The sequence below is a fragment of the Treponema primitia ZAS-1 genome (assembly GCF_000297095.1).
Classification (GTDB): domain Bacteria; phylum Spirochaetota; class Spirochaetia; order Treponematales; family Breznakiellaceae; genus Termitinema; species Termitinema primitia_A.
This window is the reverse complement of the sequence record NZ_AEEA01000037.1, coordinates 111,446-130,187: the sequence shown is the minus strand read 5'-3', so window position 1 is coordinate 130,187 and position 18,742 is coordinate 111,446. Positions and strand designations below refer to the sequence as shown.

18 protein-coding genes are annotated in these 18,742 nt (G+C 51.8%); 12 read left to right on the top strand and 6 right to left on the bottom strand.

The genetic code is table 11. The annotated features are described in order from the left end of the window. The 9 genes from TPRIMZ1_RS0106310 to TPRIMZ1_RS20450 form a co-directional block, all read left to right on the top strand. The coding region (locus tag TPRIMZ1_RS0106310) for a helix-turn-helix transcriptional regulator (RefSeq protein WP_010256427.1) at positions 1–585 on the top strand (585 nt) is incomplete at its 5' end. Beyond that, positions 569–2,359, top strand: a complete 1,791-nt coding sequence (locus TPRIMZ1_RS0106305) for a cache domain-containing sensor histidine kinase (protein ID WP_010256425.1) — start codon at positions 569–571, stop codon at positions 2,357–2,359. The genes TPRIMZ1_RS0106310 and TPRIMZ1_RS0106305, both read left to right, overlap by 17 nt. After that, complete coding sequence (locus TPRIMZ1_RS0106300; protein ID WP_010256423.1) at positions 2,356–3,342, top strand: substrate-binding domain-containing protein; 987 nt, start codon at positions 2,356–2,358, stop codon at positions 3,340–3,342. The genes TPRIMZ1_RS0106305 and TPRIMZ1_RS0106300 overlap by 4 nt, the downstream gene beginning before the upstream one ends. Positions 3,343–3,479: 137 nt before the next feature. Next, positions 3,480–4,580 (top strand): substrate-binding domain-containing protein, encoded by a 1,101-nt coding sequence (locus TPRIMZ1_RS0106295; protein ID WP_010256421.1) that lies wholly within the window; start codon positions 3,480–3,482, stop codon positions 4,578–4,580. A 103-nt stretch (positions 4,581–4,683) separates the two neighbouring features. Then, positions 4,684–6,189 (top strand): sugar ABC transporter ATP-binding protein, encoded by a 1,506-nt coding sequence (locus TPRIMZ1_RS0106290; RefSeq protein ID WP_010256418.1) that lies wholly within the window; start codon positions 4,684–4,686, stop codon positions 6,187–6,189. 37 nt (positions 6,190–6,226) lie between these two features. After that, positions 6,227–7,219, top strand: a complete 993-nt coding sequence (locus TPRIMZ1_RS0106285; protein WP_010256416.1) for an ABC transporter permease — start codon at positions 6,227–6,229, stop codon at positions 7,217–7,219. A gap of 31 nt (positions 7,220–7,250) precedes the next feature. Next, positions 7,251–8,312, top strand: a complete 1,062-nt coding sequence (locus TPRIMZ1_RS0106280; RefSeq protein WP_010256412.1) for a zinc-dependent alcohol dehydrogenase family protein — start codon at positions 7,251–7,253, stop codon at positions 8,310–8,312. A 1-nt stretch (position 8,313) separates the two neighbouring features. Next, positions 8,314–9,306: an aldo/keto reductase gene (locus TPRIMZ1_RS0106275; RefSeq protein ID WP_010256410.1), complete on the top strand. Its 993-nt coding sequence runs from the start codon at positions 8,314–8,316 to the stop codon at positions 9,304–9,306. Between the two features lie 269 nt (positions 9,307–9,575). Next, entirely contained in the window at positions 9,576–9,719 is a 144-nt protein-coding gene (locus tag TPRIMZ1_RS20450; RefSeq protein WP_157784186.1) for a hypothetical protein, read from the top strand. Between the two features lie 137 nt (positions 9,720–9,856). Here the strand turns inward: TPRIMZ1_RS20450 and TPRIMZ1_RS21120 are convergent, their stop codons facing one another. After that, positions 9,857–10,141 (bottom strand): hypothetical protein, encoded by a 285-nt coding sequence (locus TPRIMZ1_RS21120; protein WP_157784185.1) that lies wholly within the window; start codon positions 10,139–10,141, stop codon positions 9,857–9,859. Positions 10,142–10,177: 36 nt separating this feature from the next. Between TPRIMZ1_RS21120 and TPRIMZ1_RS20440 the strand changes: the two genes are divergently transcribed. The 3 genes from TPRIMZ1_RS20440 to TPRIMZ1_RS0106250 are packed head-to-tail and all read left to right on the top strand — an operon-like array spanning position 10,178 to position 12,375. Then, the gene (locus tag TPRIMZ1_RS20440) at positions 10,178–10,723 is read left to right on the top strand and encodes a TIM barrel protein (protein ID WP_010256406.1); all 546 of its coding nucleotides are present in this window, start codon (positions 10,178–10,180) and stop codon (positions 10,721–10,723) included. Continuing rightward, positions 10,720–10,860 carry a hypothetical protein gene (locus TPRIMZ1_RS20435; protein WP_010256403.1) on the top strand — a complete coding sequence of 47 codons (141 nt, stop codon included), beginning with the start codon at positions 10,720–10,722 and terminating at the stop codon, positions 10,858–10,860. The genes TPRIMZ1_RS20440 and TPRIMZ1_RS20435 overlap by 4 nt, the downstream gene beginning before the upstream one ends. A 27-nt stretch (positions 10,861–10,887) precedes the next feature. Beyond that, a complete protein-coding gene (locus TPRIMZ1_RS0106250) occupies positions 10,888–12,375 on the top strand; it encodes a rhamnulokinase (RefSeq protein ID WP_010256400.1) in 1,488 nt (495 codons plus the stop codon). A gap of 634 nt (positions 12,376–13,009) precedes the next feature. Here TPRIMZ1_RS0106250 and TPRIMZ1_RS0106245 read toward each other — a convergent pair. The 5 genes from TPRIMZ1_RS0106245 to fucU all read right to left on the bottom strand — a co-directional run bounded on the left by TPRIMZ1_RS0106245 (position 13,010) and on the right by fucU (position 18,708). Further along, the gene (locus TPRIMZ1_RS0106245; protein ID WP_010256397.1) at positions 13,010–13,627 is read right to left on the bottom strand and encodes an RloB family protein; all 618 of its coding nucleotides are present in this window, start codon (positions 13,625–13,627) and stop codon (positions 13,010–13,012) included. Then, on the bottom strand, positions 13,617–14,903 hold the full coding sequence (locus TPRIMZ1_RS18545; protein ID WP_010256395.1) for an AAA family ATPase: 1,287 nt from the start codon (positions 14,901–14,903) through the stop codon (positions 13,617–13,619). The genes TPRIMZ1_RS0106245 and TPRIMZ1_RS18545 overlap by 11 nt, the downstream gene beginning before the upstream one ends. Before the next feature lie 469 nt (positions 14,904–15,372). Then, complete coding sequence (locus TPRIMZ1_RS0106230) at positions 15,373–17,190, bottom strand: L-fucose isomerase (protein ID WP_010256391.1); 1,818 nt, start codon at positions 17,188–17,190, stop codon at positions 15,373–15,375. Positions 17,191–17,232: 42 nt separating this feature from the next. Then, the gene (locus TPRIMZ1_RS18540; RefSeq protein WP_010256389.1) at positions 17,233–18,243 is read right to left on the bottom strand and encodes a LacI family DNA-binding transcriptional regulator; all 1,011 of its coding nucleotides are present in this window, start codon (positions 18,241–18,243) and stop codon (positions 17,233–17,235) included. A 21-nt stretch (positions 18,244–18,264) separates the two neighbouring features. Beyond that, a complete protein-coding gene (gene fucU, locus TPRIMZ1_RS0106220) occupies positions 18,265–18,708 on the bottom strand; it encodes an L-fucose mutarotase (RefSeq protein WP_010256386.1) in 444 nt (147 codons plus the stop codon). Positions 18,709–18,742 lie beyond the last annotated feature (34 nt).

The following is an 18,742-nucleotide window of genomic DNA, read 5'->3' as shown; positions in this document are numbered from 1 at the left end:
ATGGCCCGGTATTTTCAAAATACCCCCTTTACGGTTGAAGCGTATCATCGTAAGCTCGCCCTGGTCCTGGCGTCGATCATGCAGAGCTGTACGGGCCTGGAAATCCCCGAGCCGGAAATTTTTCCGCCCGGTTCCGATCCCTTTGCAGAAATTATCCAGCTTAAAAATCTCGATGAAGTACGTGCATGGTTCATCGATCTGGTGAGCCGTATCACCGCCTATACCCGGACACGGCAGGAAAATTTTGCCCAGATAAAGGTGAGGGAGGCCCTGGATTACCTGGAATCCAACTATACCGATCCGGCTCTATCCCTTCAGGGGCTCTGCAAAAAGCTGGATATCAGTATGAGCTACTTCAGTGCAATCCTGAAGAAATACCACGATAAAACTTTTGTGGAAGAATTAACGGACATCAGGCTGAACAGGGCCATGGAAATGCTGCGGACCACCGACCTTATGACCTACGAGATCGCCGAAAAGATCGGCTACCGGGACGCCCATTATTTTTCCCTGAGCTTCCGCAAATACTCGGGGCTTACCGCCACGGAGTACCGGAACAGGAACCGCCATGAAAGTCCGGCCTAAACGGTTTCACAGCATACAGCTGACCCTGGCAATCGCCTTTACCGCCCTCTCGATTATCCTTGTCGTGGGAGCCATCTTTATCGCCTTCGGGGTAACCGAGGAAAGCTCCCGGCTGGCCTCCCGGCAATATACCCAGCAGCTGGTTCATCAGATTACGAATAATATCGAATTCTACATTGACTATATGGATTCGGTGTCCGCCATAGTCCAAGCCGATCCCAGCGTGCAGGAATATCTGCGCTCCGGTGAAACCCGCCGGGAAACCGAAGAGGCAGCCCGGGCGGTGCTGCGGGTGATGGCCAATACCCGCAGTGATATTTCCCTTATCGGGATGTTTTCCTACCAGGGGGACTTTATCACCCCGGACCAGGACCACCGGCTCAACCCCTTTACGGAACCGGCGAAACAGGCATGGTATACCGCCGCCGTACATGCCCACGGGGACTCGGTGATTTCCTCCTCCCATGTGCAGAATATCATTGAGGATCAGTACCAGTGGGTCATATCCCTTTCCCGGGAAATAATCGATCAGGAAAACGGAGGGGGCCGGGGGATACTGCTGGTGGATCTGAACTACCGGATCATAGAACGGATCTGCGGTTCGGTTCAGCTGGGACAGCGGGGGTATATCTTCATCGTGGACCGGAACGGGGATATTGTGTACCACCCGCAGCAGCAGCTTCTCTTCGGGGGACTTAAGACCGAAAACATACGCCGGGTCCTGGATGAACAGGAAAACTATTTTCCCGGGGACGATGAGGACCGGGGGAAATTTTACACCGTGGAGCCCATGTATGCCACGGGATGGAAAGTGGTGGGGGTTAATTACCGGAGCGAATTTCTGGAGAACCGGGATGCCATACGGCGGAGCTACGCCCTTTGGGGTCTCCTGTTTCTCATGATCGCCATGGGGATTTCCATCATCCTTACCTGGCGTATTTCCCGGCCTATCAAGGAGCTGCGCCAATCTATGCAGGATGTGGAGAAGGGTAACTTCGATGTGGTTGCGGATATCCGGTCCTCCAATGAGATTGGGGAACTGGGGAAGAATTTTAACATCATGGTCGGGGAGATAAAAAAACTCCTCAACCGGGTTACCCAGGAACAGGAACAAAAACGGAAGAGCGAGCTTAACGCGTTACAGATGCAGATCAACCCGCACTTCCTCTACAATACCCTGGATTCGGTGATATGGATGGCCGAGGGGGGCAAGGAACAGGAGGTGATCGCCATGAGCTCCGCCCTGGCCCGGCTGTTCCGCCTGTCCATCAGCAAGGGAAAGGAGATCATCGACGTTGCCTCCGAGATTGAGCATGTTAAGAATTACCTGACCATTCAGAAGATACGGTACAAGGATCGCCTGGATTACCGCATTGAAGTAGATAATGATATCAGGCATTTTAAGATCGTTAAGATCATCCTCCAGCCCCTGGTGGAGAACGCCATATACCACGGGATAAAAAACAATTCCGCTGCGGGTACCGTGCTTATTACCGGGCGCCGCACGGAGAAGGGTATGGATCTGGTAGTGCGGGATGACGGCGTCGGCATGGACCGGGACACCCTGGAGCGGGTCAGGGCGCATCTGGCCCAGGGCAATGCGGCGGATCCCCCGGGTCCCGGGCGGGGCAGCGGCGTGGGGGTGCGCAATGTGGATGAGCGGATCAAACTGTACTTCGGCGCCGAATACGGTTTGGAGTTTGAAAGCAGGGAAGATGAGGGTACCACCGTATTCATACACCTCCCGGCTATTGAAAAGGATGGAGAACCTTGATTCGAATTCGTTCCCTTATAATGCCTGCCATCCTGATAGTCATCATGCTGGCGGGAAGTCTGATCATCCTCTTTATTACCCGTTCGCCCCCTCGGCAGAATATCAGGGTTACTGCGGTGATAAAAGCGGTTGCCAACGATTCAGAATTCTGGGAAGTGGTCAAAACCGGGATGCGGGCAGCGGCGGATGAATTCGGTATTACCCTGAGCATCCAGGGGCCCTGGGTGGAAAGCGATGTGGATGGGCAGATGAGGATTGTTGCGGATATCCTGAAAAGCGATCCCCCCAAAGCGCTGATCCTGGCGGCTGCCGATTATATCCGGCTGGTCCCCCTGGTTGAACAGGCGGCGGCGGCGGGCATCAAGGTGATCACCATGGACTCCGGGGTGGACAGCCCCCTGCCCCTGAGCTTCGTGGCAACCAATAATATTGAGGTGGGGGCTAAGGTGGCTGCGGAGATGATACGCATCCTGGAAGCCGGGCGGAAGCTGGCTATCATCAACCATGTTCAAGGGGCCACCACCGCCATAGAGCGGGAGGAGGGAGCCCGGCGGGTGCTGCAAGAGGATGGCCGTTATCCCATCATCGGGACCTGGTTTACCGACAACTTTAAGGAAAACGCCTATGCCATCACGGAGCAGCTCCTGGATGTGTACCCCGACCTGGGGGGTATCATGGGTATGAACGAAGTTTCCACCCTCTGGGCCGCCCGGGCGATCCAGGACCGGGGATACGCCGGGAAGGTACGGGTAGTGGGGGTCGACAGTTCCCTTACGGAAATACAACTTATAGAACAGGGGGTTATTGCCGCCACGGTGATCCAGAAGCCCTTCAACATGGGCTACCTGGCGGTACGGGCCGCCATGGATGCGGCGGAAAACCATACCCTTCTCCCCTTTATCGACACCGGTTCGGTACTGATCACGGAGGACAACCTGTACGAGCCGGAAAATCAGAAGCTGCTGTTTCCCTTTGTAGAATAGTAGGTTTTGCAATAAAGTATATTTTTCACCTTTTTCCATAAGAATTTGACTGTACAGCTCAAAAATTCGGTGGGTATAATGGGGTAAAAGATTTCTGGTAAACAGATCTTTAATTACTTATATGGAGGAAAGGATTTATGAAGAAAATTGCATTGGTTTTGGTTGTATTAATGGCAGCCTCAGCACTGGTATTCGCCGGCGGTGGACAGCAGTCAGGCGGTGCGGCAGCGAGTGGGAAAACTCAGATTGCCCTGCTTATGAGGAATATGGACGAACAGTTCCTCAAGGATTATTCCGAAGCGGTACGGAAATTAGCGGCGGCAAAGAATGTGGACCTGAATGTTCAGGACGCCCGGAGCGACGGCGCTACCCAGCTTACCCAGCTTCAGACCCTGCTTAACCAGGGGTATAAGTACTTTGTAATCGTCCCTGCGGTTTCCGAACTTTCCGAGCAGATGAATCAGCTCATCGCGGAACGGGGCGGAGCGGCGGCTTATTCCAATATCCAGCCGACCGTAGCGGCCCTCAAGGTGGGCAAGAACTTCTTCTACGCCTCATCCCCGGAATTTGTGGCCGGACGCTACCAGGGCGAGCTTATTGCGGATTATTTTGACAAATATCCGGATAAGGCCCCGGGCAAAGCGGTAAATATGCTCCTCATCCTGGGTCAGTTGGGCCATCCCGCCCAGATCAACCGGGAAGCGGGCCTTATGGCGGAACTCAAGACCCGGGGATACACCGTTAACGTGATAGCCCGGGACACCGCTAACTGGACCCCCGACCAATCCCAGCAGAAGATGGACGCCTGGATCGGCGCCTATCGCGGCAAGTTCAACGTAGTGGCCGCCCAGAACGACGGTATGGCCCTGGGCGCCGTAGAATCTCTCATCCAGAACGGCTTTACCAAGACCGATTTCAGCGATGGTACCACTCTCACCGTTCCGGTGCTCGGTATTGACGCCACCCAGGATGCCATCAACTCCATGAGCGAGAATAAACTCTACGCCACGGTTTTACAGGATGCGGTTGGTCAGTCAGCAGCGGCCTTTGATGTGGTCTATCAGGTAGCTGCCGGTACTTACAAACCGGGCAATCCTGCCGGCGGAACTCCTGCGGCGACCACCCCCATTGATGAAACCCCGGCCAACGACGCCGCCATCATTGGGCAGTGTTACCTGGTCCCCTTTGTACCGGTAGACAAGGCTTCGGATTATTACAAGGCGAACGCTCCTAAATAAGGAACGCTCATAGTCGAGTTGTAAAAAGAACCACAAAAGGGTTTTAGTCCTTCCGGCTAAGATCCTGAGTGGTTCTCATTTTAATTAATGTGATGGAGCAGTCATGGCGGAATCAGCCTATGTCCTTGAAATGCTCGGGATCGTCAAGCAATTTCCGGGGGTCCTGGCTTTAGACAATGTGGATTTTCAGGTAAAGCCGGGAACGGTCCACGCCCTGATGGGGGAAAACGGCGCCGGCAAATCCACTTTGATGAAGTGTCTCTTTGGCATCTATAAGTTGGACGGTGGAAAGATAATCCTTAAGGGAAACGAATGCCGCTTTAACAGCGCCGCCGATGCCATGGACGTTGGGGTTTCCATGATCCACCAGGAATTGTCCAACGTGCCTGAACGCTCTGTGGCGCAGAATATCTGGCTTGGCCGGGAACCCGTGACCGGGCTTCACTTGATCGATCATAAAAAAATGATCTACGATACCCGGGAACTGCTTAAGGGACTTAATTTTGATTTTGATCCCGCCGCAAAGATGAGCAGTCTTTCTATCAGCCAACAGCAGGGCTGCGAAATCGCCAAGGCGGTCTCTTACAACGCATCCATCGTGGTGATGGACGAGCCCACCAGCTCTTTAACCGAGAATGAAGTGGCCCACCTCTTTGAAATTATCCGGGACCTCCGGGCAAAGGGCGTGGCTATCATATATATTTCCCACAAAATGGAAGAGATCTTCCAGATTGCCGATTCCGTTACAGTCATGCGGGACGGTAAGGTAATCGGTACCTATCCGATATCCGAGATTGATAACAACAAACTGATTACCCTCATGGTAGGCCGGGATATTACCCATCGCTTCCCCCCGGTGGAATCCACCATTGGGGAAGTGTGTCTTGAGGTACGGAACCTGAGCGCCGCTAATCCCCGGTCTTTTAAGAACATCAGCTTCGAGCTCCGCAAAGGGGAGATCCTGGGGCTGGGGGGACTGGTGGGAGCTCAGCGTACCGAATTAGTGGAAGCCATCTTCGGGGTCCGCTCCGTGGCTGAGGGGGAAATTCTGGTAAACGGGAAGCCCTTGAAAAAAATCAGTCCCCAGGCTTCTATCCAGGCAGGGATAGGAATGATAACCGAAGACCGGCGCAGTTCCGGTATTTTCCCGCTGCTGGATGTTACCGTTAATACTACTGTTGCATCCCTGGGAAACTATAAAACGAAGATCGGCCTCCTGAATCATAAAAAATTAAGCGCCCTGGCTTCAACCCAGAACTCGCAGCTGAGAACCAAGACCCCCACCATGGGTACCCTGATCCAGAATCTTTCCGGCGGGAATCAGCAGAAGGTGATACTCAGCCGCTGGCTTATGACCCTGCCGGAGATACTCATCATGGATGAACCTACCCGGGGTATCGACGTGGGGGCCAAGTACGAAATCTACACCATCATGGCGGAACTGGTAAAACAGGGTAAGGCCATCATCATGGTGTCCAGCGAAATGCCGGAGCTTATCGGTATGAGTCACCGGGTAATGGTACTCTGCGCAGGCCGGCACACGGGGACCCTGGATAAACAGGATGCAACCCAGGAAGCGATCATGCGTTACGCCACACAGTTTGCTTAAAATCTTGATGCAAAACAAATATTGACGGGGGAAAAATATGAAGGAAATTAAAATAAAGCAGATTGTCAGTAAGTATACAACCTTTGTTACCTTTGTGGCGCTGGTTTTTATTCTGGCAATTCTTACCCGGGGCCAGGCTTTGACCTGGCCTTCAATTAAGACCCTTATCATCGCCGAATCGGTCAGGGCCTTTGCGTCCCTGGGGGTTGGGATGATCATCATCACCAAGGGGATCGATCTTTCCATCGGCTATGTGGTTTGCCTTACCGCTTCGGTGGCGGCCTCCTTTGCCCAGATTCCCACCTATGAATCGGCGCTGTACTTCGGCCATAGTTTTCCGCTGCTGGTCCCCATTTTGGCGGGCATTTTGGCGGGCGGCTTATTCGGCGCTTTTAACGGGGTGCTGGTGGCCTACGGGAAACTGCCCCCCTTCATCGCCACCCTGGGAACCATGTCCATTGCCCGGGGTATTCAGCTTATCTACACAAGAGCTGCCATTGTAGGTTCCCTGACACCCCAGTTTAAGGCGTTGGCCCAGACTTCTATCGGCCCGGTAACATTTTCGATTCCCTACCTCGGCATCTATGTGGTGATTATCACCGTTATTGTGTGGGTGCTGCTCAAGCATACCCGGCAGGGGACGAACTTCTACGCCATTGGGGGTAACGCCCAGGCGGCCCGTGTTTCGGGGATCAACGTGGAGCGGGATCTCCTCTGCGTGTATCTTTATGCGGGGCTCCTCTACGGCTGCGCCGGGGTGCTTCAGGCGGGACGGCTTGGATTGGCCAACGCTCTAACGGCAAACGGCATGGAGCTTGACGCCATTGCTGCGGTTACCGTGGGCGGCGTGTCCCAGAACGGCGGCGTGGGTACCGTGGGGGGCATGATCATCGGGGTATTCACCATGGGTCTTATCAACTACGGAATGAGCTTCCTGTCCATCGATTCCTATTACCAATTATTGGTAAAAGGATCTATAATAATTGTAGCGGTTTTCTTTGATATGAAGAAATACGCCAAACGCGCGTAGCGTTTAAATTTGCATAAACCGGAGGCTATTTATGGAAGGAACCATGAAGGGAGCCTATCTCCCTGGAAACAGTACGGTAGTTTTGAAGGATGTTCCCATTCCCAAGCCCGGACACGGGCAGGTTCTGGTTAAGATGAAGGCCTGTACCATCTGCGGCAGCGATATCCGTGCCATTTACCGCGAACATGTCGGCAAGGGGCCCGAGGGATACCAAAATGTCATCGCCGGGCATGAACCCTGCGGGCAGGTAGTGGAAGAGGGTCCCGGGATCAGGCGCTTCAAGAAGGGCGCCCGGGTCATTGTGTACCATATCTCAGGATGCGGGGTCTGCCACGACTGCCGCATGGGCTACATGATCTCCTGTTCCTCCCCCCTCCGGGCGGCCTATGGCTGGCAGCGGGACGGCGGTATGGCGGAATACATTCTCTGCGACGAAAAGGATCTGGTGGAACTCCCGGATTCCCTGAGCTATGCCGACGGCGCCCAGGTGGCCTGTGGATTCGGCACGGTCTACGAGGCCATCACCAAGGTGGGGGTTTCCGGCAACGATGCGGTACTGGTGGTCGGTTTGGGCCCGGTGGGTCTGGCAGCCCTGATGCTCTGCCGCGCCATGGGGGCCAATAAACTCTACGGTATTGAGGGAAACCCGGTACGGATAGAGCTGGCAAAAAAACTCGGCCTGGCGGATACGGTATTGACCCCCGCGGATAGTAATGTTGATGAAATTAAAGCGCTGACCAATGGCAAGGGTGTGGAGCGGGCCTTTGACGCCTCCGCCAGCGATCCCGGACGGGTCACCGCCATACGGGCTACCCGGCAGTGGGGGAAGATAGCTCTGGTGGGGGAAGGCGGAACGGTGCACTTTAACCCCAGCCCGGATATTCTGCATGATCAGAAAACCATCTACGGCAGCTGGGTAACTAGTATCTGGCTCATGGAAAATCTGGTGGAAGAACTGGTTCGCTGGAACCTGCACCCGGATCTTCTGGTGACCCACCGTTTCCCCCTGGACAAAGCTTCGGATGCCTACAAACTCATGGCGGATGGAAACTGCGGCAAGGTTGCTATCTGCGCCGATGAGGAGCTGAAATAATATGGCCGGTTTTATCGATCCCAAACTGGTCCCCAAACGGACCCTGGCTTCCGGACAGGAGATTCCTTGCATAGGTCTTGGAACCTTTGGTTCCGACCGGTATCCCCCTGCGGAAGTTGCCGCCGCCGTGGATGGGGCTATCCGCGCCGGTTACCGGCTCTTCGACTGCGCTGCGGTCTACGGCAACGAGGATCGTATCGGTGAAGTATTTGATGACGCCTTCAAGTCTGGTGTGGTGAAGCGGGAAGAACTTTTTATCAATTCCAAGGTCTGGAACGATATGCATGGCAAAGGGAATGTACTCCTTTCCCTTGCAAGGTCATTGCGGGATCTTAAGCTGGACTATTTGGATTCTTATATGGTGCATTGGCCCTTCCCCAATTACCACGCCCCGGGGTGCGACGGCGACGCCCGTAACCCCGACTCGGTCCCCTTCTCGGCGGAGCGTTTCATGGGCGCCTGGCGGCAGATGGAAAAAATTGTTGACCTGGGACTTGCCCGGCATATCGGCATGTCCAACATGACCATCCCGAAGCTTGAAGCGGTACTTCCACTCTGCCGGATACAGCCGGCGATGATCGAGATGGAGATGCACCCGGCTTTTCAGCAGCCTGAGTTGTACCAATACTGTGTAGACCGAAATATTCTGGTAATCGGTTTCTGCCCCCTGGGTTCCCCAAACCGGCCGGATCGAGACAAGGCCCCCGGGGATGTGGTGGACACGGAAATCCCCGAAGTAGCCGCTGCCGCCAAAGCCCACGGGATACACCCCGCGCTGGTCTGCCTGAAGTGGGCTGCCCAGCGTGGTCAGGTCCCCATACCCCTATCGGTCCATGAAAAGAACTACCTTGCCAACCTGCGCTGTGTCACCGAGGATCCCCTGACGGATGCCGAGATGGCCGCCATTGCCCGGGCGGATAAAAAATGCCGCCTCATAAAGGGGCAGGTGTTTCTCTGGGAGGGGGCTAAGGGCTGGGAGGATCTCTGGGATTAGGGAACGAAGAGAAACCAACCTGATCGAAAAAACGCCGGTTCGCAAGGGTTTCACTTCGTTCACCGGATTGCGCTTTACGAAATGATATGGGATTAACTCCGTACCCAATTGCGCGGGGAACTTCGTTGTAAGTTGCGCTAGGTGGAATGGGGGGGGCTGGGTCCTCATAGGTTTTAATAGTATCTTCTATAATAATACTCTCCTGAAAACCTCTGTCCCAAATTTCAACGGACAATCTCTTTACCACTCCCCGGAATTTAAGCCAATTCATGAATATTGATATGCCCCTGGTCATCGGACAAATATTCATCATCGATGCCCTGTACATGGTTTGCTGTGTAAAAATGGGCAAACATTCTTCAGAAATTTTTGTCAAAACAAAACAATCCGCCGATTCCGAAAAGTCAAAGTAACGATATCCTAAACAATCATATTGCCAATTGCGTAACTAATTTTTTCATAGGGTATATTCCTATCCGCATTCAATAGCGTCTATTGAAACAATATTGTAGCTTTCATCAAGCACCTTTGAAGATAAATTGAAAATATTTTAACAGATTTCTTCCGTGGTTGACCCTTGAGATAGGCTTATCACGTCGAGGAAATCAAGGGAATTTTGACTAAAATCGACCATATTTTGGGTGATAATATCCTGATAGAGGTATTTTTTTAGTTCCCTAAATCCGGAAAACCCGATATGATTTATTAACCGGTTAATAGTTGCATAGCTTGATTTTGTTTTATCGGCAAGTTCAATGATTGTTGAAGATAGCACATCCTGGGGGTTCTGTGGAATAAACTCAGCAACCCTATGCTCAACCGGGGGTAATGTCAAGAATGAATAGATGTGATGGGGAGTTGAAAAAACAACATGGCTTATCCCAGAATTTATCTGGCGATTGACAACTGTTTTGCGTGTAAGCGGTGGACCCGGCCAAAAGAATGGTGTGAGCTTATCGCTCAATTGGGGATAGGGTATGTGGAAGCCAGCGCCGATACCGAACTGGATCCCTTGTTTATGGGACCGGAATACCTTGTGAGTTGGGTGGAGGAAGTTCAGAGAGCCCAGGCTGCCACGGGCGTTCGGGTGGCAAATCTGTATTCCGGCCATGGTACCTACACTACCTTGGGGCTTACCCATACGGATCCCCGGGTTCGCAGGCGCATGCTTGACCATTGGTTTAAACCCATGGTTGCTGCGGCGGCGCAGTTAGGCGCTGGTCTGATATTTTTTGCCCATGCCTTTGTCCACACTGCGCTGCAGAATGCTGTTTTATACCGGGAAGCGATTGACGTTTTGGAACAGGGTCTTATTGAGGTGAACCAATATGCAGTCGCCATCGGCTGCGAAAACATCAGCATAAAACAGATGTATTCACCTCATCAGTATCCGGAGGGTGTGAAAAAATTTATATGACCTTGGAATTGTTTGTAGATACCGCAGCAATTATGCGGGATTTTATGGCGGATGCACGGGAATCCGTTTCCTATTGGCGGCAATGGATTCCCGAGGATGGCATATGTCTTGATGAACTCGTGGCGCGTTTTACCTGATACTTTGTTATATGAGGGGACTTCAAAATGAAAAAGCGCGAAGTTTTAGCTTTTGATTTAGGGGCAAGCAATGGCCGGGGAATTCTTGCTGACTATGATGGCAGCAGGATTCATCTGCGGGAAATTAATCGATTTTCCAATTCATTTAACCTGATGGGCGGACGCGCCTATTGGGATGTGCTGCGTTTAATCGACAATGTCAAACAGGGGATTTGTGTCTGTGATCCCGTTCCGGAGAGTATCGGGATCGATACTTGGGGCGTGGACTTTGGGCTCCTGGACAAGACCGGTGGCCTGATTTCTAATCCAAGGAGCTACCGTGATGATGCGTTCAGCATAGAAAACATGGCGGAAGCGATGACCCGTATTGGCAGTGAAAGCTGGCTTTTTTATCAAACCTATCTATTAAACTGGGAAATCAATCCTCCATTTAAACTCTATTACATGAAGAAATACGGACAAGAATCTTTGGAATCGGTGGACACTTTGCTGATGATGCCGAATCTGATAGAATATTTTCTTACCGGTATTAAGCACAGTGAATATACCACATCCGCAACCTCACAACTTTTTAATTTGAAAAAGAAATGCTGGGCAGAATCGCTGTTGGATAAACTGGATATCCCTAAAACATGGTTTACTCCGGTTGGTTATGCCGGAGAGATTCTTGGTCCACTCAGCGCCGATGTGATCCGGGAGACGGGCCGCCGGGATCTGAAGGTTATTTCTGTGGCGGGTCATGATACCGCCAGCGCCGCCTTAGCCGCACCTGCCCGGAGCAAGGAGTTTATTTTCATCTCCAGCGGGACATGGTCTTTGATGGGCTTCTGTTCATCTAAATTATTGGAGGATGAAAAGATCCTATCCTGCAGAATATCCAATGAAGGCAGTTGGGATGGAACCTATCGTCCCACGGTGAATATTTCCGGGCTTTGGATATTGCAGGAATGTCATAGACAGTGGGGTAACACGGGTGAACAGTATTCCTACGATGATCTTGATGCTATGGCGCTTGTGGAAAAGCCGCTTCAGAGTCTGATCCGGCCCGATGATTTTGAGAAAACAGGCGACTATCCGCGGCTTATCCGCGAATATTGTCAACGGACCGCCCAGCCGGTCCCGGAAAAACCAGGGCAAGTTGTCCGGTGTATTCTGGAAAGCCTGGCGTTAAAATACCGGCAGGCCTTCGATATGTTCAAACCCTACATGAATCGTCAGGAAGCGATGTACGTGGTAGGCGGTGGTGTCAGGAACCGTTTGCTCAACCAGTTCGCCGCCAATGCGCTGAATTTACCGGTCATTACCGGTCCTGCGGAGGCAACGGCGGTTGGGAATATCCTTATCCAGTTGGAAGCTCTGGGGGAGGTAAAGGGCGCGGATCAACGCAGTGAAATTATTAAAAATTCTTTTGAAAGCGAAGTTTTCATGCCACAGGACAAGGAGGTTTGGGAAGAGGCTTATGGACGGTTCTGCGGCCTTTATCGGTATTGGGGGGCCGAAGAGAAACCAACTTGATCGAAAAAACGCCGGTGGGGCGGGGAAGCCCCATCGCGGGATGCCTGTTGAACCCACCTCCGGAGCCCCGCAAGCGGGTCTCCTCTGGCGGAGAATTCCAGAATATCCCGCGCTGTGGCTCCCCCGCCCCACCGGCGCCGGTTCGCAGGGGTTTCACTCCGCCCACCGAATTGCGCTTTACGAAATGATAGGAGATTATGTTGCCCACTCTGTTTACCAAATTGCGCTATACGAAACGTAGGGGGTTTCACTTCGTTCACCAAATGTGCTTTACGAAATGATATGGAAATGCAACTATTTCTTTAACCAATCTTATTAACGAAACATTGGAAAATTGAATATACTTGTATTTTCAAAAAATGAAGCATTAAAAAAATAATGTTATTTAGCCCGGTTTAGTAATAGCCCGGGTTTTTTTATGAGCAATGATATGCAATTAACACCACCCACTCCATTTAGCGATGTGAGTTGCTATGGAAAACATATACTAAACACCGGCGGGCAGGGGGAGGGGAGTGACTGCCCGAACACATATGGAATTCACCGCCGGAGGAGACCCGCTTGCGGGGCTCCGGAGGTGGGTTCTACATGCGTGTGAGGACAGGCACTCTCCTCCCCCTGCCCGATTTTGCGATTAGTAACGTAACTTTTCAACCAGTTCAAAAACCGTTGTTACCGGATTTTGATCCTTGGTTGCTTTTGTACATTGAATAGTATAAAGTTTATTTGCATTTCGAATCGCTGTTTCCTGTTTATCTTGCAGCCGTTCGTACATTTTTAAGTCGTTTTTCAAATATTTCGTACCTAATGCGTCTGTTAATTTTTCTTTGTATTGAGTACGGGAAAATGCAGTGTCACAGTAATTAAAATGAAGCAAATACCATATTTCAAAGGCTTCATTTGAATATGCGCAGCGTATGTTTTCGCGTCTTGCCAATGCAAGAGCTTCATTAAAAGACTCCAATGGAAAGGAGTCGCGGTCAAATACACACCACACTTCCTGATAGGGCTGATGCTTTTTCTGCGCCTCACTTTTTAACTCTGTCGCTTTTTTTACCAAAGATATTGTATTATATCCTGTCCCTTGTATGTCAATTTCATCATAAACGCGGGGGTTTTCAGGAAATGCCTTAAAATAGTTTGGTTCGGTCTTTTCCCCCTCGCAGACAATAAGTATTATACGGGGTTGCCGGGTGCTTTCTGCACGGCGCAGCTCGGCTGCCCTTTTTTGAAATAGTTTATCATGTCCCATGGCTGTTATCCGCCAGCTGCATATTGATTTCGTTAATATAGGGTATGCCGCCGTATTTTCCTTTTAAGTAGTTTTTATCAAAAGCGGCGTCATTTCTGACTGACTCATGGGTTCCCGGCTCTTTATACTCAACCAGTGAATAGATTTCGGTTGCACCGTAGGGATTTTTTTCACAAAACCAAATCTGGTCACGGCGAAAAAGGTCCTTCTTCATAATATGTACTGCATGGCAGGAAATAACAAGCTGCCCATTGCCGGGATTGGTTTTTGGTGAATGGAATAGTTTTAAAATTGATTCCAGGATAAGCGGATGCAGGGAAGAATCAAACTCATCAATGAACACAGGAAATCCATTATCCAACGATTCAAGGAGCAAAGCGGCAAATTGAAAAAGTTTTCTTGTCCCCAGCGACTCGTTCTCCTCATCAAAGTCAACTGTTGATGTAGCCTCTTCATTATCATAGAATGTGTGGCTATAGGAAGCCTTTTTTTGCATACGCTGCCTTGTTTCAATGGCACCGCTTGAAGTACGAACTCGATACAAGGAAGAAACATCTTTACTATTTATATCGATAATTTGAATATCTGCGCATCGAAGAAAATCGACGACACGCGCCCGGTATTTTGGATCATCAAGCTTAGAGAGTGTTTGTGCTCTTTTGTTGTTTAGCCCTATAGAAAAAAACTGAAAAAACAGCACAAGTTCCTTTGCCAATGCTCCGTTAATTTGAGCGCAAACAGAGAGAAACGAGGCGTTCTCTCTGGTTATCTTTACTGCTGCTTCACCTTCGGCAAAATGTTGAGAGCTGCATTTAATCTCCTGGCCTTCCCGGGTAAAAAGTTCAACTTCCTGTACATTAAGAATGGCAAAAAGATATTCCATGTACACTTTATCCTGATTAACCGTAAATCCATATCGGTATCGTATTGGTTTGCCCTCTCGGTTTTTTAGGAAAAACAGCAATTCAAATGCGGATGGTTTTTTCATCGTTTGTTTTGAGAATAAGAATGGATGGACATCTTCTATGGCATTACCCGCTTGCTGAGACGGGCCTGAATTAACCGCAAAATCCAAAAAAAAGGTCAATGCCTCGAAGAAGTTGGATTTGCCGCTGGCATTTGCCCCATAAATCACCGCGCTCCGTAAGAGGCGCACATCTTTAGTGACTTCAAAGGTGTTTTCAGCTATCAATTCTTTGTTTTTTGTTGACACGAGCGAAAATGTTTGTTTATCTTTGAAAGACTTGAAGTTTTCTATACTGAATTCAACAATCATATTGTACTCTCCGTAATTATACTTGTTATCGACAAAAAACGCAAGAGAAAATAGTGTTTTTTACGGAAAATTCACGAAAAAGTATTTTTTTGAAACCAGCTCAATTATAAAAAAAGCAAGGCGGCCGGGAACGAAGAGAAACCAACTTGATCGAAAAAACGCCGGTTCGTAAGGGATTTCACTTCGTTCACCAAATAACGCTTTACGAAATGATAGGGGATTGATGCTGCCCACTCCGTTTACCAAGTTGTGCTGGATGGGGAACAGGGTGGTCCGTTTAGCGATGTGAGTTGCTATGGAAAACATATACTAAACACCGGCGGGCAGGGGGAGGGGAGTGACTGCCCGAACACATATGGAATTCACCGCCGGAGGAGACCCGCTTGCGGGGCTCCGGAGGTGGGTTCTACATGCGTGTGAGGACAGGCACTCTCCTCCCCCTGCCCGTATATGCGATTAGTACATTACTTTACTTATAAAGAGGCCCCAGCGCCGTACAAGCCCGGTAGTCGGACCCTTCCTTATCCATACCAAAGGCATTCCAGTAACTGGGCCGGTAGATCCGGTCCTCGGTCACATTGTGCATACACACGGGGATCCGGAGTATGCTCGCCAGGGTGATAAGGTCCGCACCGTTGTGGCCGTAAGAAACCGCCCCGTGGTTGGCGCCCCAGTTGTTCATTACCGAATAGACGTCCTTGAAGGGGCCTTCTTCCCCGGTGACCCTCGGGGCAAACCAGGTGGTTGGCCAGGTGGGATCGGTGCGGAGGTCCAGCTTGTCGTGGACATGATCCGGAATGGTTACCGTAAAGCCTTCGGCAATCTGCAGTACCGGACCCAGGCCCTTGACCAGGTTAAGCCGGGTCATGGTTACGGGCATGCCCCCTTCGCTGATGAAGTCCGAGGAATAGCCGCCGCCCCGGAAATAGCCCAGGCTGCCGTAGCGCCAGCTTACCGCATCCAGACAGGCGCCGGCTTCTTCGGGGCTTATCTCCCAGAAGGGCTTCCAGGCGGCTTTCCCGTCCTTCCGCTGCTTGCCCGTACCGTCGATGGCGGCGGAACCGGAGTTGATCAGGTGGATAAGGCCATTGGCCGCCCCGCCTTCGGGTTTCCAGCCGGTGACCCGCTCTATAGCCGCAGGGCTCCAGTAGGTCCGCACATCCGAGAAGACCTGAGCCTGGCCTGTAAGGAGGTAGCCGAAGAGCATGGACACCCCGTTGAGGCCGTCATTCTCTGTGGCCACCACATAGGGGGAGCGGATGCCGTTCCAGTCAAAGGATGAGTTGAGGATAACTTCCATGAAGTCTCCGTTGGGGAAATGGTCGGTCCACTGGCGCTGACCCTGGAAACCCGCCAGGATGGCGTTATGCCCCAGGGCTTCCTCGTCCAGCTTCTTCCGGCGCAGGTCCGGGTTTCCAACCATGAGGTCCCGAACGATAAGGGCCATTTTTACGCAGGTCTTCCAGGTTTCGTCCTTTTGTTTTTGGCTATGCTGTTCTTCGGCAGGATTATTGTCCGGCCCTACCTTACAGTTTTCCAGAGTCCAGGCCAAGGCCCGTTTGTACTCAACTTCGGAGTAGATCTTCTCTTCAAAACGCCGTACCAGTTCGGACATATCCACGTATTCATTTCGCATCCCCAGGTATTCCTGGAAGAAATCGGCGTTGCTGATGGAACCGGCGATACCCATGGCTACCGAGCCGATGGATAGATAGCTCTTGCCACGCATCCAGGCGGCGGCCAGGCCGGATTTTATAAAGCTGAGGATCTTGTCCTTCACATCATTGGGGATCTTGGCGGCGTCCGCAAAGTCCATCACATCCCTGCCGTAGATACCAAAGGCGGGGAGTCCCTTCTGGTTGTGGGCGGCCAGAACCGCCGCCAGGTATACCGCGCCGGGCCGGTCGGTACCGTTGAAGCCCCATACTGCCTTAATGGTGGTGGGATCCATGTCCATGGTTTCCGAGCCGTAGCACCAACAGGGGGATACGGTCAGGGTGACCTGGACGTTTTCCCGGGAAAACTTATCCTGGCAGGCAGCAGCTTCGGCCACGCCACCGATGGTGGAATCGGCGATTACACACTGGATGGGCTGCCCGTTGGGGTGCCTAAGGTTTTCGGTGATGAGTTTAGCCGCCGCTTTAGCTAAGTCCATGGTTACCACCTCGAGGGATTCCCGCACCCCTCGGCGCCGGCCATCGATGGTCGGCCGTATGCCGATTTTCGGCAGCGCTCCCCGGTAACGGTTCTCCGGGGGATTCAACTTGAGACTGGATATATCAGCCATTCTTTGCCTCCTGTAAACTTATGGGGTGGAAAAATCCGCCCCTTAATGACGAATAATAGTTACCGGGATTCGGATGATCCGGCTCCCGGTTTTCCGGTTTTGTTTTTTCAGACTAATCCGTTCAAGGATACGCTGTCCCGCCTTTTCTCCAATGCTTACCGCATCCTGGGCCGCCGTATACCGGCAGGCCGGTAAAAATGGGGTATACCGCGTCTCATCAAAAGCGGCTATAACCACCGGTGGAAGCTTCCGCCCTTCACGGACCCATTCCAGAAGCCTCCGCTCCATCCCCAGGTGAACCAAACTGTTCACTGCCACCAGGGCTTCCAAGGTTTGCGGGGACTTGAGAATGGTATCCATACCCTGGTACCCATCCTCTACCCCCATGCCGGTCAGACGTATCCACTCCGGTTCAGACCGGATTCCCGCCTCCCCCAGCGCCCGGGAAAAACCGGAAAAGCGCTCCCGGGCGGTGGAAATGACGCTATTCCCCCCGACAAAAACGATACGTTTAAACCCATCGGAAAGGAGACGCTGGGTAAGGTCAAATGCGCCTCCGTCGTTATCCGAAAGCACCGCATCCAGATCGATCCCTTCCACCAGCCTATCCACCAGTACCAAGGGGAATCCCCGCCGGGCGATCACCTTTAGGTGTTTCCCCTGGGCGCCCGCGGGGATAACCACCATACCATCCACCATACGATCCGCCAGTAGGGAGGTCCGCTTCTGCTCTTCCTCCACGGAATTTGCCGAAGAGGCGATAAGCATGGTATAGCCCTGGGCATCCAGTACCCGTTCAATCCCTTCCGCCAGATCCATGAAAAAATCGTTGGCCAGTTCCGGGGCAATGATCGCTACCGTCCTGGTAGACCGGGTTTTAAGGCTCCGGGCTGTATGGTTAGGCCGGTATCCTAGTTTTTTCACCGCCAAAGAGACCCGTAACCGGGTTTTTTCGGACACTTGGCCGGTACTGTCCGGGGCAAGAGCCCGGGATACCGTGGCAGTGGAGACCCCAGCGGCTGCGGCAACATCCCGTATGGTCTGCCCTTTCATTTGAAGGTCCAATACACCCTTTTACAGCTTCTTATCCAGGGGGATAACCCCTTTCTTTAGAATTATATTCCCATATTTTACGGTTTCGCCGGTCATGACCACTGCAAAGGCTTTTTTGGTCCGCTCATAGAAGGCAAACCGTTCAATCCGCTCAACCGGGGGAGTTCCGGGCCAATGCCGGTCAATTACCGCCTGATATGATTTTTCCACCCCAAGATCCAGGGTATCCCCAGGCATGACCTGCATCATCATCACCGGATGGGGTACTGCGTAGTCCAGATTCATCAGGGCCAGGATCCCGTCCAGCAAAGCGGGAATTCTGATACCATCCGCCCGGATCACCCGGGAATTACAGGAATCTCCGGGGAAAAAAGCGTCCGCCAGGATAAGCTCATCCCCGTGACCCATACGGAACAGGGCATCCAAAAGTTCGGGGCTGATAACCGGATCAATACCAATAAGCATAGTAACCTCCCATATTGTACTATTATAATCAAGC

What these genes read in the sequence shown, in the direction of transcription:
- TPRIMZ1_RS0106305 (WP_010256425.1), top strand. Translation starts at nt 569, where the DNA reads ATGAAAGTCCGGCCTAAACGGTTTCACAGCATACAGCTGACCCTGGCA.
- TPRIMZ1_RS0106295 (WP_010256421.1), top strand. Translation starts at nt 3,480, where the DNA reads ATGAAGAAAATTGCATTGGTTTTGGTTGTATTAATGGCAGCCTCAGCA.
- TPRIMZ1_RS0106290 (WP_010256418.1), top strand. Translation starts at nt 4,684, where the DNA reads ATGGCGGAATCAGCCTATGTCCTTGAAATGCTCGGGATCGTCAAGCAA.
- TPRIMZ1_RS0106285 (WP_010256416.1), top strand. Translation starts at nt 6,227, where the DNA reads ATGAAGGAAATTAAAATAAAGCAGATTGTCAGTAAGTATACAACCTTT.
- TPRIMZ1_RS0106280 (WP_010256412.1), top strand. Translation starts at nt 7,251, where the DNA reads ATGGAAGGAACCATGAAGGGAGCCTATCTCCCTGGAAACAGTACGGTA.
- TPRIMZ1_RS0106275 (WP_010256410.1), top strand. Translation starts at nt 8,314, where the DNA reads ATGGCCGGTTTTATCGATCCCAAACTGGTCCCCAAACGGACCCTGGCT.
- TPRIMZ1_RS20450 (WP_157784186.1), top strand. Translation starts at nt 9,576, where the DNA reads ATGAATATTGATATGCCCCTGGTCATCGGACAAATATTCATCATCGAT.
- TPRIMZ1_RS20440 (WP_010256406.1), top strand. Translation starts at nt 10,178, where the DNA reads ATGGCTTATCCCAGAATTTATCTGGCGATTGACAACTGTTTTGCGTGT.
- TPRIMZ1_RS20435 (WP_010256403.1), top strand. Translation starts at nt 10,720, where the DNA reads ATGACCTTGGAATTGTTTGTAGATACCGCAGCAATTATGCGGGATTTT.
- TPRIMZ1_RS0106250 (WP_010256400.1), top strand. Translation starts at nt 10,888, where the DNA reads ATGAAAAAGCGCGAAGTTTTAGCTTTTGATTTAGGGGCAAGCAATGGC.
- TPRIMZ1_RS0106245 (WP_010256397.1), bottom strand. Translation starts at nt 13,627, where the DNA reads ATGGGACATGATAAACTATTTCAAAAAAGGGCAGCCGAGCTGCGCCGT.
- TPRIMZ1_RS18545 (WP_010256395.1), bottom strand. Translation starts at nt 14,903, where the DNA reads ATGATTGTTGAATTCAGTATAGAAAACTTCAAGTCTTTCAAAGATAAA.
- TPRIMZ1_RS0106230 (WP_010256391.1), bottom strand. Translation starts at nt 17,190, where the DNA reads ATGGCTGATATATCCAGTCTCAAGTTGAATCCCCCGGAGAACCGTTAC.
- TPRIMZ1_RS18540 (WP_010256389.1), bottom strand. Translation starts at nt 18,243, where the DNA reads ATGAAAGGGCAGACCATACGGGATGTTGCCGCAGCCGCTGGGGTCTCC.
- fucU (WP_010256386.1), bottom strand. Translation starts at nt 18,708, where the DNA reads ATGCTTATTGGTATTGATCCGGTTATCAGCCCCGAACTTTTGGATGCC.